At 69.7% G+C, this 17,100-nt stretch carries 15 protein-coding genes; 8 read left to right on the forward strand and 7 right to left on the reverse strand.

From position 1 onward, the window contains the following. Positions 1-710: 710 nt before the first annotated feature. Positions 711-965 carry a hypothetical protein gene (locus AB0B68_RS04105; protein WP_357257773.1) on the reverse strand — a complete coding sequence of 85 codons (255 nt, stop codon included), beginning with the start codon at positions 963-965 and terminating at the stop codon, positions 711-713. 175 nt (positions 966-1,140) lie between these two features. Between AB0B68_RS04105 and AB0B68_RS04110 the strand changes: the two genes are divergently transcribed. The 6 genes from AB0B68_RS04110 to AB0B68_RS04135 all read left to right on the forward strand — a co-directional run bounded on the left by AB0B68_RS04110 (position 1,141) and on the right by AB0B68_RS04135 (position 6,548). Beyond that, a complete protein-coding gene (locus AB0B68_RS04110; protein ID WP_357207294.1) occupies positions 1,141-1,608 on the forward strand; it encodes a PRC-barrel domain-containing protein in 468 nt (155 codons plus the stop codon). Between the two features lie 274 nt (positions 1,609-1,882). After that, complete coding sequence (trpS, locus tag AB0B68_RS04115) at positions 1,883-2,941, forward strand: tryptophan--tRNA ligase (RefSeq protein ID WP_357257775.1); 1,059 nt, start codon at positions 1,883-1,885, stop codon at positions 2,939-2,941. A gap of 110 nt (positions 2,942-3,051) precedes the next feature. Continuing rightward, positions 3,052-4,248: a low temperature requirement protein A gene (locus tag AB0B68_RS04120; RefSeq protein ID WP_357207288.1), complete on the forward strand. Its 1,197-nt coding sequence runs from the start codon at positions 3,052-3,054 to the stop codon at positions 4,246-4,248. An 86-nt stretch (positions 4,249-4,334) separates the two neighbouring features. Next, positions 4,335-4,682, forward strand: coding sequence for a YciI family protein (locus AB0B68_RS04125; protein ID WP_357207299.1), 348 nt, complete (start codon positions 4,335-4,337; stop codon positions 4,680-4,682). Between the two features lie 2 nt (positions 4,683-4,684). After that, the gene (locus tag AB0B68_RS04130; RefSeq protein WP_357207286.1) at positions 4,685-5,941 is read left to right on the forward strand and encodes a sigma-70 family RNA polymerase sigma factor; all 1,257 of its coding nucleotides are present in this window, start codon (positions 4,685-4,687) and stop codon (positions 5,939-5,941) included. 16 nt (positions 5,942-5,957) lie between these two features. Next, positions 5,958-6,548, forward strand: a complete 591-nt coding sequence (locus AB0B68_RS04135) for an HAD-IA family hydrolase (protein WP_357207284.1) — start codon at positions 5,958-5,960, stop codon at positions 6,546-6,548. A 4-nt stretch (positions 6,549-6,552) separates the two neighbouring features. Here the strand turns inward: AB0B68_RS04135 and AB0B68_RS04140 are convergent, their stop codons facing one another. From AB0B68_RS04140 to AB0B68_RS04155, 4 genes are all read right to left on the reverse strand, one after another. After that, entirely contained in the window at positions 6,553-7,524 is a 972-nt protein-coding gene (locus AB0B68_RS04140) for an NADP-dependent oxidoreductase (protein WP_357257777.1), read from the reverse strand. 164 nt (positions 7,525-7,688) lie between these two features. Then, positions 7,689-8,756, reverse strand: coding sequence for a DUF916 domain-containing protein (locus AB0B68_RS04145; RefSeq protein ID WP_357207280.1), 1,068 nt, complete (start codon positions 8,754-8,756; stop codon positions 7,689-7,691). Between the two features lie 89 nt (positions 8,757-8,845). Next, positions 8,846-10,825 (reverse strand): metallophosphoesterase family protein, encoded by a 1,980-nt coding sequence (locus AB0B68_RS04150; protein ID WP_357206640.1) that lies wholly within the window; start codon positions 10,823-10,825, stop codon positions 8,846-8,848. Between the two features lie 144 nt (positions 10,826-10,969). Next, entirely contained in the window at positions 10,970-12,028 is a 1,059-nt protein-coding gene (locus AB0B68_RS04155) for a HupE/UreJ family protein (protein ID WP_357257779.1), read from the reverse strand. A 340-nt stretch (positions 12,029-12,368) separates the two neighbouring features. On the opposite strand from AB0B68_RS04155, the gene AB0B68_RS04160 reads away from it, so the two are divergent. Both AB0B68_RS04160 and AB0B68_RS04165 read left to right on the forward strand, forming a co-directional pair. Continuing rightward, positions 12,369-13,031, forward strand: a complete 663-nt coding sequence (locus AB0B68_RS04160; RefSeq protein WP_357206636.1) for a hypothetical protein — start codon at positions 12,369-12,371, stop codon at positions 13,029-13,031. 176 nt (positions 13,032-13,207) lie between these two features. Beyond that, complete coding sequence (locus AB0B68_RS04165) at positions 13,208-15,742, forward strand: hypothetical protein (protein WP_357257781.1); 2,535 nt, start codon at positions 13,208-13,210, stop codon at positions 15,740-15,742. Positions 15,743-15,774: 32 nt separating this feature from the next. On the opposite strand, the gene AB0B68_RS04170 is transcribed toward AB0B68_RS04165, so the two are convergent. Next, complete coding sequence (locus AB0B68_RS04170; RefSeq protein ID WP_357206632.1) at positions 15,775-16,470, reverse strand: hypothetical protein; 696 nt, start codon at positions 16,468-16,470, stop codon at positions 15,775-15,777. After that, positions 16,463-16,963: a sigma-70 family RNA polymerase sigma factor gene (locus tag AB0B68_RS04175; protein WP_091396991.1), complete on the reverse strand. Its 501-nt coding sequence runs from the start codon at positions 16,961-16,963 to the stop codon at positions 16,463-16,465. The genes AB0B68_RS04170 and AB0B68_RS04175 overlap by 8 nt, the downstream gene beginning before the upstream one ends. Positions 16,964-17,100 lie beyond the last annotated feature (137 nt).

Raw genomic sequence — 17,100 nt, forward strand, 5'->3', positions numbered from 1 at the left:
AGCCAGCAAAAACTGACCAGTCCGGGGTATAAATCATAATTGGCACTGGCTTTACAAGCACCCTGTTGAGTTCTCAAAGAACAACCACACACCGACCAGAAGCCCCACCTCAGTGGAACCCCAACCGGGGCTTTTCGTACCGTGTCCCCGCCGCTCTCGCGCCGGGCACTTTTACTACGTTACCTCACCGTCTTCGCCGTGTCAAACCGTGTGTCCCGGTCTGTCATGCTTCGTACGGGTCGGCGCCGGCGCACTCACGCAGCAGCGAACCGCTGCGTCAGGTCGTCGGATTCGGCAGACCGGCCGCTGCGGTTTCCCGCAGTCTCGCCCGGTTCCCTGCCGGTCGTGAACCTTACCCGGTCGGCTTCGCCGCACCAAATCCGCCTCGCGGCCGATCCGGCGAGCCCCGCCCGGACCGCGTCTCGCAGGAGCGAACCCCTGCTTGACCCGGTTGCCATCCCGTTTCGGCGCTCTAGGACCTTCGTCCCGTTTGCCCCGTTCCGCGCTGGCAGAGAGAAAGTTACGCGTCTGCGGGTTTGATCGTCAAATCCACGGGTAGCGGCGCGCGTCACATTCGTTCGTCTGAGGAGTTTTCCCAGTTCAGACCCGCTCCGCAGAAACCAGGGCTCGGCGACCACCCGTAGTGGGGGCGTCGCGCGGCCTGATCCGCAGGAGCGGCAGCGATCAGGACGGCCGCCGGGGAGCAGCGATCAGGACGGCCGCCGCCGCCGAGCGGCGAGCCAGGCCCGGACGCCGAGAACACCGACGGTGGTGCCGATAGCCAGGGATGCGGCGATCAGCAGCGCGTGCACCCACAGGAAGCTGGTGGCCGCACCCTCGGCCACCGTGCCGGAGGCCCAGGACCGCGGGTCCTGCCAGATGGCCACCGCGAACCTCGGCCAGATCACCCAGGTCCAGACGCCGACTCCGACCAGGAAGAGACTCCACCCTCGCGACAGCACCATGGCAGCCGAGTATGCCAGCGCACCTGCTCAGCGGGCCGGCCACGCGGACGCGGACGCAGGCGCTCTGCCGCACCTGGCCAGGAGCACCCCCGCGTTGAGTGCCGGCTGTTTCCGGCGTCAGCGGGATGGGCACTGCGAAGGGGGACAGCTGAGGACCGTCCTTCGGAGGTGCCCCATGCAAACCTCGATCTTCAACCCCTGGGCCTGGCGTGATCCGTCCGCCCTGGCCGGCGGGTACACGCAGACCACTCCCTCGGTCACCCCTCCTAAGGGTCAGGAGGGTGGACACGACGGCCCGGACGCCCCCGGCCCGGGTACGCCCGTCGACCTGGTGGGTTATCAGGTGCAGGCGAGCGACGGACGCATCGGCACCATCGACGAGACGAGCGACGAGGCGGACGCCGGGCATCTGGTGGTGGACACCGGGCCGTGGATCTTCGGCCAGAAGGTGCTGCTGCCGGCCGGAACGGTCGACCGGGTGGATCACCAGGAACGCGTCGTGCACGTCGACCGGACCCGCCAGCAGATCAAGGACGCGCCACCGTTCGATCCGGCAGCGGCCGACCAGGAGTACCGGGAACGCGTCGGCGCCTACTACGCCGACAGCTACCTTCCGCCTCCCGGCGCCATCCCGCGCGGGTAATCTGAGGCCGTGGTCCGGACGGCCAACTGCGCATCCGAGGCGGTCGACCTGGTCGACGGCCGCTCTCTCGGTGCCGTGTCCGAGATCCCGACCAGCTCCGGCGATGGCCGTGAGCAACTTCTGAACGTCCTCCGTGCCGGTGGTCTGCGGTTTCGCGCCGGTGCGCGATGGCGGGCGACTCGCTGAGTCGATCCCGCTGACCGAGCAGGGCTGAGCCAGCCCTGCTCGGCGCGCGCCCACGCGTGACCCACCTTCGGATACGAGAGGCACCACCATGTCCATCGCACGAATGCTCACCGGGGACCGGCCCACCGGCCGCCTGCACCTCGGCCACTACGTCGGCAGCATCGCCAACCGGGTACGGCTGCACCGGCGCTACGAGAGTTTCTTCATCATCGCCGACCTGCACATGCTCACCACCCGCAACCGCCGCGAGGACATCGACCAGGTCGCCGCCAACGCCCGCGAGATGGTGACCGACATCCTCGCCGCCGGCGTCGACCCGGACCGGGCCACCTTCTACCTCCAGTCGGCCATCCCCGAAGTCGGCGACCTCAACACCCTCCTCCAGAACCTGGTGACAGTTCCCCGGCTGGAACGGGTGCCCTCGCTCAAGGACATGGCCCGCGACGCCGGCAAGGAGGAGATGCCGTACGGGCTGCTGGGTTATCCGGTGCTCCAGGCCGCGGACATCCTCTGCGTGAAGGGGGAGGTGGTTCCGGTCGGCCGGGACAACGCCGCACACGTCGAGGTGACCAGGGAGATCGCCCGGCGGTTCAACCACCTGTACGGCCCCGTCTTCCCGGTGCCCGAGTTGATCCCGGCGGACACACCGAGCCTGGTGGGGACCGATGGCGCCGCCAAGATGAGCAAGAGCCGGGGCAACTCGATCGCGCTCTCCGACGACGCGGCGACGGTGCGTCGCAAGGTGCTCGGCATGTACACCGACCCGAACCGGGTGCGGGCCGACGTGCCGGGCACTGTGGAAGGGAACCCGGTCTTCGCGTACCACGAGGTTTTCAATCCGGACCGCGACGAGGTGGCCGACCTGGCCCGGCGTTACCGGGCCGGGCGGGTGGGCGACGTGGAGGTCAAGGAACGGCTGATCGTCGCGCTGGAGGGGTTCCTGGCGCCGATCCGGCAGCGGCGGGCCGAGATCGAAGCCGACCGGGGCCTGGTCGACCGACTGATCGTCGAGGGTACGGAACGGACCCGCCAGGAGGTACGCCAGACGGTGCTCGAGGTACGCCGGGCGATGGGGCTGACCGGCGCGTACCAGCAGGTGCGGCGGCGAGCTGAGCGGAGCCGACGCCGGGCGGACGCCTCGACCTGAGACCGGGGCGTTCGGTAGGCGGCGTGGCGCCGGGCGCCGGGTCCGCTGCGACACCATCGGGGTCTCAGCGGATCCGGACGTCAGCCAGGTCCAGGGCGCAGAATGCGAGGGTGAGGAGGATTCTCGACATTCGTCCGGTGCCGGCGGGGCTGACGCACCGGACCACGATGTTCGAGATCTTCTTCGACCTGGTCTTCGTCTTCGCGCTCACCCGGGCCATCACGTTCATGGCGTCCTCACCGAGCGCGCTCACCCTGGCCCAGGGGCTGCTCCTCCTGCTGCTGCTGATCTACTCCTGGTCGCCGTACATCTGGGTGGGGAATCTGGTCCGACCGGACGTCGGTCCGGTGCGGGCCCTCACCCTCGTCGCGATGGCGGCGATCTTCGTGGCCGCGCTGGTGTTGCCAGACGCGTGGCAGCAGAGTCCGGAGCTGTTCGACGCGCCGCTGACGCTCGCCCTGGCCTACGTGCTCGGCCGGGCCATGCAGCTCGTGATCATATTCCTGGCGAGCGCGACGAACCCTCCACTGCGCTCGACGCTGCGGTTCTTCGCCGTGCCCGTGGTGCTGGGCTGGATACCGCTGATCGTCGGCGCCCTGCTCGGCGGTGCGGCCCAGACCGCGCTCTGGACGGTCGCGTTCCTGCTGAACATCGGGGGTGCCCGGCTCGCGTCCACCTTCCGGCCGTGGCAACTGCGCAGCGTGGACCACTTCAGCGAGCGGTTCGGTCTGGTGCTCATCATCGCGCTGGGTGAGTCACTGATCTCCGCCGGAGCAGGCCCGAGGGCGATGGCACCGGTCGGCTCCGCCCTACTGGCCGCTCTGCTCGGCCTCACCAGCACGGTCTGCCTGTGGTGGCTCTACTTCGATCGGCTGGCGTCCGCCGCCCGGGAGGCGGTCGGCACCGTGCCGGATGAGCGACGGGCCCGCGTCGCCGGCGACGCGTACGGCCTCGGGCACTCCACGCTGATCATCGGCGCCATCTACGTCGCGCTCGGCATCGAGGAGGTGATCGCCCAGCTCACCGAGGAGTCCGCGCACCCCGACCGGCTCGGCTGGGAGGCCGCGACCGCGCTCTACGGCGGTGCTGCCCTCTACCTGCTCAGCAGGTTGGTCTTCCGCCGGCTGACCGTTGGCGTGGTGTACCCGCCGCAGGTCGTCGCCGCGCTGCTGCCGCTGGCCCTGCTGCCGATCGGCCGGTCCCTCCCGCCACTCGCGGCACTCGCCCTGCTCACCGCCTTCCTGATCGCTGTGACCTGGTTCGAGCGTCGGATGGACCGTCGCGACGAACGCGCACGAAAAAGCTGATGCGCCGTGTCGATATCCCCGTCCCACGTTCGTCGTCATGCTGTACGGCGACCCGCCGCACCGAGAGGAGCCGAAACGTGAAGTACATGCTGCTGTTCATGAGCCCCATGGTTGACGGGGAGGTCGTCGACAACGGGTGCAGCTTCGAGGACTGGATCCGCTACGACCGGGAGATGAAGGACGCCGGGGTCTGGGTCTCCGGGCATCCCCTCCAGGACCTGACCACCTGCACCACAGTGCAGGTCAAGCCGGACGGCGAGCGCACGATCACCGACGGGCCGTTCGCCGAGACCCGAGAGCTGCTCGGCGGGTACGACGTCATCGACGTGCCGGACCTCGACGCCGCGCTGGAGTGGGCGGCCCGGAGTCCCGGAGCCGTCGGCACCGGATCGGTCCAGGTCCGTCCGATCTTCGAGATCGACATGCAGGTGTGACAGTGCCGGGTGAGGGGGCAGCCGTCGGGTCGTCGGTGGAGGCGGTGTTCCGGGAGGAACGCGGCCGGCTGCTCGCCTCGCTCGTGCGCCGCTTCGGTGACCTCGACCTGGCCGAGGAGGTCACCTCCGAGGCCATCGAGGCGGCGCTGACGCACTGGCCGACCGACGGCGTCCCGAGCCGGCCGGGTGCGTGGCTGCTCACCACGGCACGGCGTCGGGCGGTGGACCGGCTGCGTCGCGACCGGGTGTTGGCGACCCGGCTCGCCGTACTCCAGGCGGAGGCCGAGCGGGCCGATCCCGCGCCGCCCGCCGACGCGGACCGCGACCTGCCCGACGACCGGTTGGCGCTCTTCTTCACCTGTGCGCACCCGGCGCTGGCCGCGCAGGATCGCGGCGCGCTCACCCTGCGGTTCCTGGCCGGCCTCACGACCACCGAGGTCGCGCGGGCCTTTCTGGTGCCGCCGGCCACCATGGCCCAACGACTCGTCCGCGCCAAACGGAAGATCCGCGACGCGCGCATCCCGTTCCGGGTGCCGGGCCCCGACGAGCTGCCCGGCCGTCTGCCCACCGTGCTCCAGGCCGTCTACTCGGTCTTCACCGAGGGGTACGCGGCCAGCTCCGGCCCGGATCTGCAACGGATCGACCTGGCCGAGGAGGCCATCCGGCTGGGCCGGATCCTGCGTCGGCTGCTGCCGGCCGAACGGGAGGTCGCCGGGCTGCTCGGTCTGATGCTGCTGGTCCACGCCCGCCGGGACGCGCGTACCGGACCGGACGGCACCATGATCCTTCTCGACGACCAGGACCGTGGACGCTGGGACGGTCAGATGATCGAGGAGGGGCAGGGCCTGGTGGTGGTCGCGCTGACCGGCCGAGCGCCCGGCCCGTACGGCGTGCAGGCCGCCATCGCCGCGCTGCACGACGAGGCCGCCGACGTGGCCAGCACCGACTGGCCGCAGGTGGTGGCCCTCTACGACGTGTTGCTCGGCCTGGTGCCCTCACCGATCGTGGCGCTCAACCGGGCCGCGGCAGTCGCCATGCGGGACGGGCCGGCGGCGGGGCTCGCGCTGCTCGACGAGTTGGCCGACGAGCCTCGGCTGCGCGGCTACCACCCCTATCCGGCGGCGCGGGCCGACCTGCTGCGCCGGCTCGGCCGGTACGACGAGGCCGCGGCCGCGTACCGCAGCGCGTTGACGCTGGTCGGCACCGAACCGGAGCGCGCGTACCTGCTCAGCCAGCTGAGAGCCGTCACGAACGAGTGAGCTGTACCCTTCCCGGGTGAGTCTGCCTCTGCCCCCCGGGCCGTTCGCCGCGTACCTGTTCGACTGCGACGGCACCATCGTCGACTCGATGCCGCTGCACTACCTGGCCTGGCAGCGGGCCCTTGAGGAGTGGGGCTGCGAGTTCCCCGAGGACCTCTTCTACGCCTGGGGTGGGCGGCCCACCGCGGACATCATCGTCGCTCTGAACGAGCAGCAGGGTCTCAGCATGCCGGTGGAGGCCGTCGTCGAGCGCCGGGAGAGCTACTACCAGGAGTTGCTGCCGCAGCTCGCCGCCGTGCCCGAGGTGGTGGCGCACATCCACGACGCGCACCGGCGGGTCCCGTTCGCCGTCGTCTCCGGCAGCACCCGCGCGTCGGTCACCGCCTCCCTGGACGCGCTCGGTCTGCTGGACCGGTTCGACGTGCTGGTCTGCGCCGACGACTACACCCGGGCCAAGCCCGACCCGGAGGCGTTCCTGCTCGCGGCGGAGCAGCTCGGCGTACCCCCGGAGTCCTGCCTGGTCTTCGAGGACACCGACCTGGGCATCCAGGCCGCGACGGCGGCCGGCATGGCTTCGGTACGCGTGCCGCAACAGCGCACGCCCTGACGCCTCAGGCCACCGTCAGCAGGAGCTTGCCGGCGTACGACGTCTGTAGGCGCTGGTGCGCGTCGCGTACCTTGCCCAGCGGGAACTTCTCCGCGACGTGCACCACGAACGGCCCCGCCTCGATGAGTTCGTTGAGGCGCTGCAACTGTCGAGGGCTCGATTCGCCGTCGTACGCGCGGACCATGACGCCCGGCCGTTCCTGCGGCTCCGGCCGCACCCCGTGGGCGAACGCGACCACCCCGCCGTCGGCCAGCGCCTCGGTGAGCTGGTCCAGCGTCGCGCCGCCGGCCATCGCCAGGATGGCGTTCACCCCGCCCGGGGCGGCGTCCCGGATCCGGGCCAGCACGTCGGTCATGTCGCCGTGGCCGTCGAGGGACACGTCGGCGCCGAGCCGGGTGACCAGCGCGACGCCGTCCGCCCCGGACGCCACCGCGATCACGTTCAGCCCCTGCCGCTTCGCCAACTGCACTGCCAGGTGGCCCTGACCGCCGCTCGCACCGAAGATCAGCAGCCAGTCACCGGCCGACAGGCTGATCGCGTCGAGTCCGGCCAGCGCGGTCAGCGCGTCGGTGGGCATGGCACCCGCGTGCTGGGCAGGCACGCCGTCGGGCACCTTCGCCACGTACTCCGCCTTGACCGACGCGTACTCGGCGTAGAGGCCGCCCTTCGGCCGCGTGGTGGCGGAGACGTAGACCAGGTCGCCCGCAGCCAGGCCGGTCACCTTGCTGCCGGCAGCGACGACGGTTCCGGCGCCGTCGGAGCCGGGCACGATCGGGAGCGCCGAGCCCTCCGGCACCAGCATGCCCTGCCGCTCGTATGCGTCCCACACCCCGACACCGGCACTCAAGACCTTGATCAGCACCTCGTCGTCGGCGACCTGCGGGATAGGCAGCTTCCGCAGGGTGATCACCTCCGGCCCGCCGAACTCGTCGAAGGCCGCTGCCTGCATCCGCTCTGGCAGATCCCCGTCAACCATGTGGATTCCCTCTCCGTGGCGGCGTCACCGTCGCAGCATGCCGGCTGGGGAACAGGCGTGGCCCGGAGCTGAGCGCCGTTCACCCACAAGGACGAACGCCCACGCCCCGGCCAGCGGGCGAGAACCGTCGCCGGCCGACGCAGCCGAGGTGACCGGTGCCGTGATCAGGAGGTCTGCGGCTCCGGGCCCCGAAGCGCCTGCTCGACGGCGTCGCGTACGCGGGCGTCCTCGCGCGCCTTGCTCCGCGCCCGGTTGCGGCGTCGGTACAGGTACGCCCCGACGAGCACGGCGATCAGCACGACGAGCACCAGCACCAGCATCCAGGGCAGGGCCCAGCCGTGCGCGGTGACCTGGACCGGCTTGAGCGAGGTGGTGGAGCCCGAGGCGTCGGTGAGCAGGGGTGTCACTGTCGCTGTAGCGGCCAGCGAGATGGCGGGAGCCACCCCGTGTACGGGCACCGACACGTCCCAGCTCTCACCCGGAAGCAGCTCCGGCGGCGCGGCGACATCCTCGGCCCGCACCCGCAGCAGGCCGAACGGGCCCGAGACGGTAACCGCCTGCTTCCCGGACAGGGCCGCGTTGCCGACGTTGTGGACCTGGTAGGTGATGGTGGCGTCACCCTTGCTGAACGGGTTGGTCGGTCCGGCGTACGTGACGTGGAGGTTCTCGATCGTGAGGTTCGGCTTCAGCTCGCCACCCACCCGCAACTTGATCCGGATGCCGAGGCGCCGGTCGACGTTGATCCCCTCAGCCTGGTCGGCCTGGGTCAGCGTCGTGAGGATGCCGCCGACGTAGTCCCCGGGCGTGGCGTTCTGCGGGACGTCGACAGTGAAGGGGACCTGGGCGGTCTTTCCGGGCTGGATCACGACGCTGCCGGCGTTCGGCTTCACCCAGGCGCCGATCGCGATCGACTTCTTGTCCCTGGTGAGCAGGTCGAGCTGGCCGGCGTCGGTGGTGAAGCCGTCGGCCGCGTACACGGTGAGGGTGAGCGGCGCCGGGCCGCGGTTGGCCACGACCATGGCGTCCTCGACGGCACCGCCCGGGTTGACGTTGTAGCTGTAGCTGGACCTGGCCTCGCCGTAGCCGTTGGAGGCCGTCCGGACCGTCCAGGCGACGTTACCGTCCGCCGCCAGGGCGGGACCGGCACCGACACCGACGGCCGCGACGACGGCGAGCAGGGACAGTGCTGTCGTACGGAAGCGTGTCTTCCAGCGCGTTACGGGCGGGTACATGTCAGTTCCTTGAGGTGATCTTGGGAGGGGTGCAATGGGTGGCGGGGTAGGCCCCGAAGGTGCCTACCCCGCCGCATGGATCCGTTCGGTCAGCTGCTCAGCGCAGTGATCGTGAGGGTGGTGCGGTAGCTGCCCTTCGCGATGCTGTCCGGGATCTTCAGATCCAGGTCAGCGCCGAGCTTGGCGCCGCCACGCGGGTGACCCTGCGCGGCCGCGGCGAGCGCGCTGGAGACCGAGAGGCCCTTGCCCTGGTCGTCGAGCGACGACAGGACCGGGGCACCGGCCTCGGCACCCGCGCCGGCGTCGAGCACGTACGGGTTCCAACCGAGGTAGGAGCCGGAGAACGTCTTGTCGGCGTCCGAGAAGTCGCCGACGTTGGCCGAGATCGACCACGGGGCGAGCGACCGGCGGCTGTCCGACACGAGGATCGGGTTGATCTTGCCGTTGGCCTGGAAGTAGGTGCCGTTGCGCTCCTGCGCGGTACCCAGGTCGACCAGACCGTTGTAGCCGTCGATCGTCCAGCCGAACTCGCCCGGGGCCGGGTTCGGCACGTTGACCTGGATGGCCTGACCGTCACCGTGGAACGGGTGCACCGTCACGTTGTCGACGATCGAGCCGACCGGCTGGCCCTCGGGGGTGTTGACGCAGGAGAGGCCGGCCTCGACCGACGCGTTCGGTGCCGCGCAGGTGCCGCTGCGGACGTTCGCCAGGACCAGCTTGTCGCCGCGCACCTGCACCTTGACGTAGCTGCGGACGTGCTCCTGGTTCTGCACGGAGTTGTACCAGAACTTGGCCGGGTCCAGCGGGTCCGGACCGTTGCCCTTGATGCCGGTGCCGGTGGCGTCCGGCTTCTTGATGTCGTAGTACTTCGAGCCCGAGGCCGAGTTGGCGGTCACGTAGATGACGCCGCCCGGGCCGGGGAAGACATCGGCGGCACCCGGCTTCTCGGCCGGGTTCTCCTTCTGGCCGTTCTTGATGGAGTAGCTGCGCGAGTAGCTGTGGTCGTGACCCTGGAGCACCATGTCGATGCCGAGGTTCGAGAAGGCAGTGGTGAAGTCTTCCCGACGCTGCTTGTTGTCGGTGTCGGTCGAGTGGCTGGCCGGCGAGTAGATGGAGTGGTGGTAGACCAGCACCTTCCACTTGGCCTCGGAGCCGTGCTTGTTCACCACGTCGGTGATGTACGAGACGTGCGCGGCGTCGCCGGCGTTGCTGCCGTCGGTCGGCAGCTTGTAGCTGTTGCTGTTGATGTCGATGAACAGCACGTCCTTGTAGACGAACCAGTAGTCCCCACCGGACTTGGTGCCTGCCGGGTTCCCGTTGTCGTAGTACGGGGCCGTGCGGTCGGTGTTCGGGGTGAAGTGGTGCTGCTCGTAGGACTTGCCGCCGACGTCGTGGTTACCGATGGTGGCGACCACTGGGTACTGACGCAGCTGGTCGGGGGCCATGAACGAGGTCCACTGACCCTCGTCGTTGGCGGACTCGACGTGGTCGCCGCCGGAGACCAGCAGTTCCGCGTTCGGGTTGGCCGCGGTGGCGACCTTCAGGGTGTCCTCCCAGCCGGCCTGGTCCTTGAGCCGGTCGCCGGACGAGCCGATCTGCGGGTCACCGAAGAAGAGGAAGTCGTAGTCGCCCTCGAAGTCCTGCGTCTTGAAGGCGTACGTCGGGGACCAGCTGCCCTCGGCGCCGACCCGGTACGAGTACGCGGTCTTCTCGCGCAGGTTGCTGATCGTGGCGTGCCGGTTGAACCCGGTGGTGGAGGTGTTCGCCGCGCCGACGGCGTCGAAGCTGACCGCGCCGGCCGGGAACTCGCCGTTGACGATCTCGGCGGTCGGGGCGAGCTGGATCTTCTGCGCGGTGTCGGCGGAGGAGTACCAGGTCACGATGCGCTGGGTCTCGTTGGCGCCGACGCCGAGGATCACGCTGCTGATCGTGGTGGACTCGGCCGCGCTCGCGGTGGCCATCAGGCCACTACCGAGGGCCGCGCCCAGACCGAGGAACCCGGCTGCGACCCCGGCGACCAGGCGCCGCCGCACGAGCGCGGAGGCCCGTGTCGAGGTGCTCAATGTCATCGACATTGTTCCCTTTTCAAATAGAGAAATGGATTGTGCCTTCACCCGACGCTGGGGAAGCAATTCCACGCTTTCGCCGCCCGATGAACCGATCATGAACGTGATCTTGCGAAAGACTGCACTTCACGAACTACTTAGCCCTGCTCATGATCCAGAAACGCGCTGCAAAAACCAGATCAGCCCCATAATGGACACGCCCGCAGAAACGACTCCGGTCGCCCAGAGGCCGGCTTTCGGCGCACGACGGCGCAGCACGAACAGCAGCGGGAAGACGACAGCGATAATTGTCAACTGAACGACCTCGATGCCGACGTTGAACACCAGCAGCGACCACAACAGGGTCCACGACCACGCCTCGTCGATACCCAGGGCGCCCGCGAAGCCGAGGCCGTGCACGAGGCCGAAGCAGAACACCACGCCGAGGCGGATCCAGCCGGCCCGATCCAGGCTGAAGTGACCGCGCCCGGCCGTCTCCAGGTCAGCCGCGTGCTCACCACGCCGCCAGATCCCCCACAGGTGCCAACCGGCGACGACGGCGATCGACAGCGCGATGATCGGCTCCACGATCACCGCCGGCACCTCGACCAGGCCGAGCGCGGCGAGCATGAACGTCACCGAGTGCGCCAGCGTGAAGCTGGTGGCCGCGAGCACGATCTCCCGAAGCCGCCGGGACCCGGCGATGAGCGCCAGCAGGAACAGGATGTGGTCGATCCCGGTCAGCAGGTGCTCGGCGCCCAGGAGGAAGAACTCGCCGAACCGCTCGTACCAGGTCTGCGCCGTCGAGAAGGACGGGTTGGCGGCATCGAGCGCGGCACTGCCCGAGCGGCCGTCGATCTCGTACGTGACGATCGTCTTCGTGCCTTTGACGTAGCCCTCACCATCCGGGAAGAGGCCGCTGCGCACCACGTGCTCGTCGACCCGCTCCGGGCAGGTCCAGTCGAGCAGCAGGTCGGCGTACGGCACGCCCTCGCGCTCGCCGATCGTCGCGTCGCCCACCTGGGCAGGCCGGCAGTCCGCACCCCGGGACGTCACAGCGAACCGGTCGGACACGTACCGGAGAACCGCCGGCGCGTGACCCTTCAGCGCGGCGGCCTGGGCAGCGGTGTCGCCCGCCTCGAACGCGGCGGTTCCCGCCTGGAAGAGCGGGTCGTCGTCGCCGGCATCCGCAGCGGACACGACGAGGAGGTCGTATTCGAGCTCCACACCGGTCCGAATGTGACCCTCATCTCCCGCTGCAATTTTCGCGTACACAGTCGACGAGAAGCCGTGCGCGGACGCCGGTTCGGCGCCCAGAAACGGAACCACCGCTGCGGCGAATCCGACAGCGGCGACGATAACGGTACGGCGGATGCGGCCTGACATTCGACTCCCTCGGTTGGCCAGTGCACGTTGCATGTCGCGGGTGAACGCCAACCCGCGCACCGACGAACCGCCGGAGAACAACTTCCCCGAACGACCGCCCACCGATTACCGGTGAACGGATTTGAGATAGGAATACGAAGAAGTACGCGCACTTTCCGCCACCACCCGGAGGACGATCACCTTGCGCCCCCCGCTTCGGGCCGTCGCCATGCTGGCCGCGACCGCCGCGCTGGTCTCCGCCTGCAACTCCAACGACGACTGGTCCGAGCCACGTCCGGCGCCCAGCGCCCTCGGCACTCTCGGCCCGGGTTTCGTCGACCCCTCCACGAAGCCCGCGCCGGAGGCGACGATCACCCCGCAGCCCGGCTCGTGGGCCGACGTCCACCCGCCGAAGGACTACCGGGTCGTCCTGTTGACCAGCGGTACGGACAACCCGACCAAGGCACTCGTGACGGCGGTCGAGGAGTGGGCCGACGACGAGCACGTCGACCTGAGGACCATCGTCGTCGGCAGTGCGCACGACACCGTTCCCAGCATCGCCAAGGCGATGGAGATGGGCCCGGACCTCATCGTCAGCGCGGGCAACGACCTCATCGACGGGCTCGCGCTGGTCACCCCGAACCACCTGGACGAGAAGTTCCTCGTGGTCGGCGCGGAACTCGCCGAGCCCACCCACAACGTCACGGCTGTCGACTGGGACGGCGCGTCGTTCCGTGGCGAGGGGCTCGGGATGTCCTCCACGTACGACCCGAACTCGTTCACCGCGGACCGGTGCGCCTCGGCCATCCGCGCGGGCGTGGCCGCGGTCCTCAACGACCTGACCGGGATCGTGGTCTGGCTCTGACACACCGGAGGGCTCCCACGCTGGTATCCCGGTCGCCGCATCCGTTCGGCTGATTCTCGGGCCGGAAAGACGGGCTGCCGTGGATCGGCCCGGCGTGCGATCCTCTACCGATTGATCATGATCGGGACCGGTAGTGGAGGCAGGGTTTGGGTACCGCTTCGCGCATTCACCGACGGATGGTGTCGCTGGGCGTCGCCGTGACGCTCGTCTGCGGCGCGGCGGTGGGGCTCACCTCCGCCACCGCCACCGCGGCGGCGAGCGCACCGACCGACCTCAAGACCGCCGGTAGTCCCTGCGCCAGCGCCGCCCCGGGGCCGTACCTGAACCCGAAACGCTTCGGCAGCGCCGAGGCCGTCTCGCTACAGGGCACCCACAGCGGTACGCCGCGGGGCGGACGGCAGGCGGACTTCCAGGTGTGGGACGTGACCGACCCGGCACGACCGCAGCAGTGGCTCGTCGAGATAGGCGAGGAGAGCAACACCGTCTACGTCCAACTCGAGGACGAGTCGCGGCAGCTCGACGGGGTCACGTACGCCTGGCGGGTGCGTGTCCTCGACGGCGAGGACGCGTCGCCGTGGAGCAACACGTGCCACTTCACCGTCGACCGCAGCGGAGGCGAGGCACCAACTGTCACCTCGACCGATTACCCGGCCAGCGGTTGGGCCGGCAGCGGCGCGATCGGTGTTCCCGGCACGTTCACCCTGACCTCGGCCTCCGCCGACACCGTCAGCTACCTCTACGAGTTCTACTCCGGCGAACTGCCTGACGAGTACCAGGAATCCACTGTCGACGCTGATGGTCTCGGAGGGCCGGCGGTCGTCACGTTCACGCCCGAGGCAGCCTCTCTCCACTCACTGACGGTCCATGCCGTCGACCGCGCGGGAAACAGGTCCGAACGGGCGGTTCACACGTTCCACGTCAAGGAGACCCGACCGGAGGTCTTCTCCGCCGCATACCCGGAGTCGACACCGAACCAGGATTACAACGTCGGCGTACCGGGTGCGTTCGAGTTCCGGGCCACGGTTGCCGGCACGGCTTCCTTCGCGTGGCAGATCGACGAAGGCGGGCCGTCCGGCACCGTTGCGGCGGATGCCAGCGGGAAGGCGACGGCGATGATCGCCCCGACCCGTGGCGGCCGGCAGACCCTGTACGTCCACAGCGTCATGCACGACGGCACCGCCCACGTTCCGCGCGCCTACGCGTTCGCGGTGGACGACGCCCCGGTTCTCACCGGTGACACGGGTGGGGAGGTGACGATCGGTTCCTCGCTCACCATCCACCTCACCCCGCGCGCGCCGCGGGTGGTGGAGTACCTGTACTGGCCGGAGTACCCGGGCCTGGACGAGCGGCCGGTGGTGAAGAGCACGTTGGCGGCCCGTCCGGACGGCAGCGCCGACCTCGTCTGGACCGCCACCGAGACCCGCCTCGACGGCCTGCGGATCCAGAGCCGGAGCACGGACGGCACCCTGTCCACCCCTCGCTGGTTGAACGTCACGGTCGACGGTGCGGCACCGACCGTGACCCGCACCGGCAGCACCGCGGCCGGCACCTCGTCCACCTTCACCGCGCACAGCTCGATGGCCGACATCGTCGATTACGTGGCGACGCTGAACGACGACGACAGCACGAAACAGGTTCTCCGTCCGTCCGCCAACGGCAAGGTCACCTTCAGCTTCAGCACGATGGTGATCGGCCACAACTACGTGAGCGTCATCGCCCGTAACGCCGCCGGCGTACCGACGGAGAGGGGCACCCAGGTCTGGACGACGACGGACGAGCCCCAGGTCAGTTCCGTCGACTTCCCGGAGAACGGCAGCGGCCGACTCGCCACCGGCACCTTCACCTTCAGCTCGTACCTGCCCGACACCGTCGGCTACCGCTACTCGATGAACAGCGGGCCGGACGTGACCATCCCGGCCCGCGCCGACCGCACCGCGCAGGTGACCTGGACGCCGACGGCCGAGGGCGCCCACCGTCTGCGGGTCATCCGGCTCAGAGCCGACGGCGTTTGGTCCCGAACGTTCAAGGACCACCGGTTCGCGGTCGCCAACGCTGTCACCACTGTCGCGTCCGTCGCTCCGGGCACCGTGCCCTCCGGTGACCTGAGGACGATCACCATCCACGGGACCCAGTTACACCAAGACGACAAGGTCGAGGTAAGCCCCTACCGCACGGTGCCGATCCGGGCCTGGGTGAAGAGGGTCTCGGCGGACCGCCGGACGCTCACCGCCGAGGTGGATCTCAGCGGCGCAGTGCTCGGTCCGGCCACCCTGACCCTGCACCCGTACGGGACGCTCAAGCCGCTGGTCCTGGCCAACGCGTTCACGATCGGCCCACCCCCGCCCCCGCCGATGCAGTCGGTCCGGCCACCCACCATCAGCGGCACGATGGCGGTCCATGGCACCGTCACGGTGGACCCGGGCGAATGGACGCCCAGCGCGCAGCGCTACTCGTACCAGTGGTCTGCGAACGGCGTCAAGATCGGGAACGCGAACGGCTCGACCTTCACGATCCCTGTGGCGCTGCTAGGGCAGCGGCTGACGGTCACTGTCACAGCCAGCCGGGACACTTACACCTCGACCACCGTCACCTCGGCCGCCGTCGTGGTCGACAGGATGGTCTGGCTTCCGCGCCCGTCGAAACTCAACCCACGCCCGCCGAAATTCGACCCGGACGCGACGGGGTCGAACCCGCGTCGTCTCCCGACCTGACCGGAACGGACGCGACAGGGCCGGCCTCGCGCTCAGCGCGGGGCCGGCCCTTCGTCCTCGAACTCGTACGTGGTGGTCAGGCCCTCAGGCAGGTCGGGAACCAGGGCGTTGGTGCCGTCGACCACCTGGACGTAGCGCTTGCCCTGGAAGACCGAGTAGCTGCCGTCCGGCACCTGGTCGATCCGGAAGAGCTGCGTCGAGGCGGCGGCATCACACGCCCGCCCGCGTACGCTGCCCGGCGCGGCGTCGTGCACGACGGTCATGCAGATCGGCTCGGCACCGGCGGCCAGCAGGATCCGATACCTGTCGCCCTCGGGGCGCAGCACCCACAGCGCCCGATCGTCGATGCCCTGTTCGGTGGTGGCCCGGATCTGATCGCCGTCGCGGTCGATCGCCAACGTGGCCCCGCGCATGCCGGGCAGCACGATCTGGACCTGCCGCCGGCCACCGAGGATCTCCTGCGGTCCCGCCGAGGCGGTCGCCGACGGGACCACCGGCGGTGCGGCCTGGGTGGCCGGGCCGACGCCGGGCGTCTCGACGGTGTCGCGCACCTGCACCAGTGCGGTGCCGGCGGCGAGGGCCACCACGGCCAGCCCCGCTGCGCCGACGGCCGTCCGACGTCGCCGACGCCGGTCGCTGCGGTGCCGCAACGCCTGTGCCCCCGGCATGGTGGTGACTCGCCGGACCTCGTCCACGATCGCGGTGAGATCGTCGCGCGGATCAGCCATGGGAGGTCTCCTCCTGGTGCGCATCGGTCAGCAACCCGGCCATCGCTCTCCGACCACGGGCGAGGTACGTCTTCACGGTTCCGACGGGGGCCTGCATCTCGGCTGCCACCTCCGCGACGCTGAGGTCGTTGAGGTGGTGCAGCACGACGGCCCGGCGCTCGTTGGCGCTCAGTCGTTGCAGCGCCTGCAACAGCGCGACGTGGTCCTCGTTCAGTCCGGGCACGCCCTGGTCGACAGCGGCCCGGCGGTGTGCGCGTACCCGGTTGAACGCCTTGCGCCAACTGCTCACCGCGATCCGGGAGGCCACCCGGCGGACCCACGCCTCCGGACTGTCCGTCTCCCGCACCGTCGCCCACCGCTGCCAGGCCCGCATGAACGCCTCGGCGACGGCGTCCTCGGCCTCGGCGCGATTGCCGGTGAGCGCGTACACGTGACCCACGACCCGACCCGCACAGGCCGCGTAGAGGGCGTCGAACTCTTCGGCGTCACGCATCCGACCGGTGCCCTCCCCTGCCTCGTCCCCTGGTCACCGCCGCATGGAACTCGCACTGGTGGACCGGTCAGGTCGGCGCGGGGCGCGATTGTGGCCTGTGTCACACCATGGTGATCAACCTGACGACCTGGTCAGGC

The sequence above is a fragment of the Micromonospora sp. NPDC049049 genome (assembly GCF_040649115.1).
Taxonomy (GTDB): Bacteria; Actinomycetota; Actinomycetes; order Mycobacteriales; family Micromonosporaceae; genus Micromonospora.

Bases quoted from the DNA above. Each gene is read 5' to 3' on its own strand.
- AB0B68_RS04140 (WP_357257777.1), bottom strand. From the start codon at position 7,524: ATGGTTGACGGGGATCTGCCAGAGCGGATGCAGGCAGCGGCCTTCGAC.
- AB0B68_RS04145 (WP_357207280.1), bottom strand. From the start codon at position 8,756: ATGTACCCGCCCGTAACGCGCTGGAAGACACGCTTCCGTACGACAGCA.
- AB0B68_RS04170 (WP_357206632.1), bottom strand. From the start codon at position 16,470: ATGGCTGATCCGCGCGACGATCTCACCGCGATCGTGGACGAGGTCCGG.
- AB0B68_RS04175 (WP_091396991.1), bottom strand. From the start codon at position 16,963: ATGCGTGACGCCGAAGAGTTCGACGCCCTCTACGCGGCCTGTGCGGGT.
- AB0B68_RS04150 (WP_357206640.1), bottom strand. From the start codon at position 10,825: ATGACATTGAGCACCTCGACACGGGCCTCCGCGCTCGTGCGGCGGCGC.
- AB0B68_RS04110 (WP_357207294.1), top strand. From the start codon at position 1,141: ATGCAAACCTCGATCTTCAACCCCTGGGCCTGGCGTGATCCGTCCGCC.
- AB0B68_RS04105 (WP_357257773.1), bottom strand. From the start codon at position 965: ATGGTGCTGTCGCGAGGGTGGAGTCTCTTCCTGGTCGGAGTCGGCGTC.
- AB0B68_RS04165 (WP_357257781.1), top strand. From the start codon at position 13,208: ATGGTGTCGCTGGGCGTCGCCGTGACGCTCGTCTGCGGCGCGGCGGTG.
- trpS (WP_357257775.1), top strand. From the start codon at position 1,883: ATGTCCATCGCACGAATGCTCACCGGGGACCGGCCCACCGGCCGCCTG.
- AB0B68_RS04125 (WP_357207299.1), top strand. From the start codon at position 4,335: ATGCTGCTGTTCATGAGCCCCATGGTTGACGGGGAGGTCGTCGACAAC.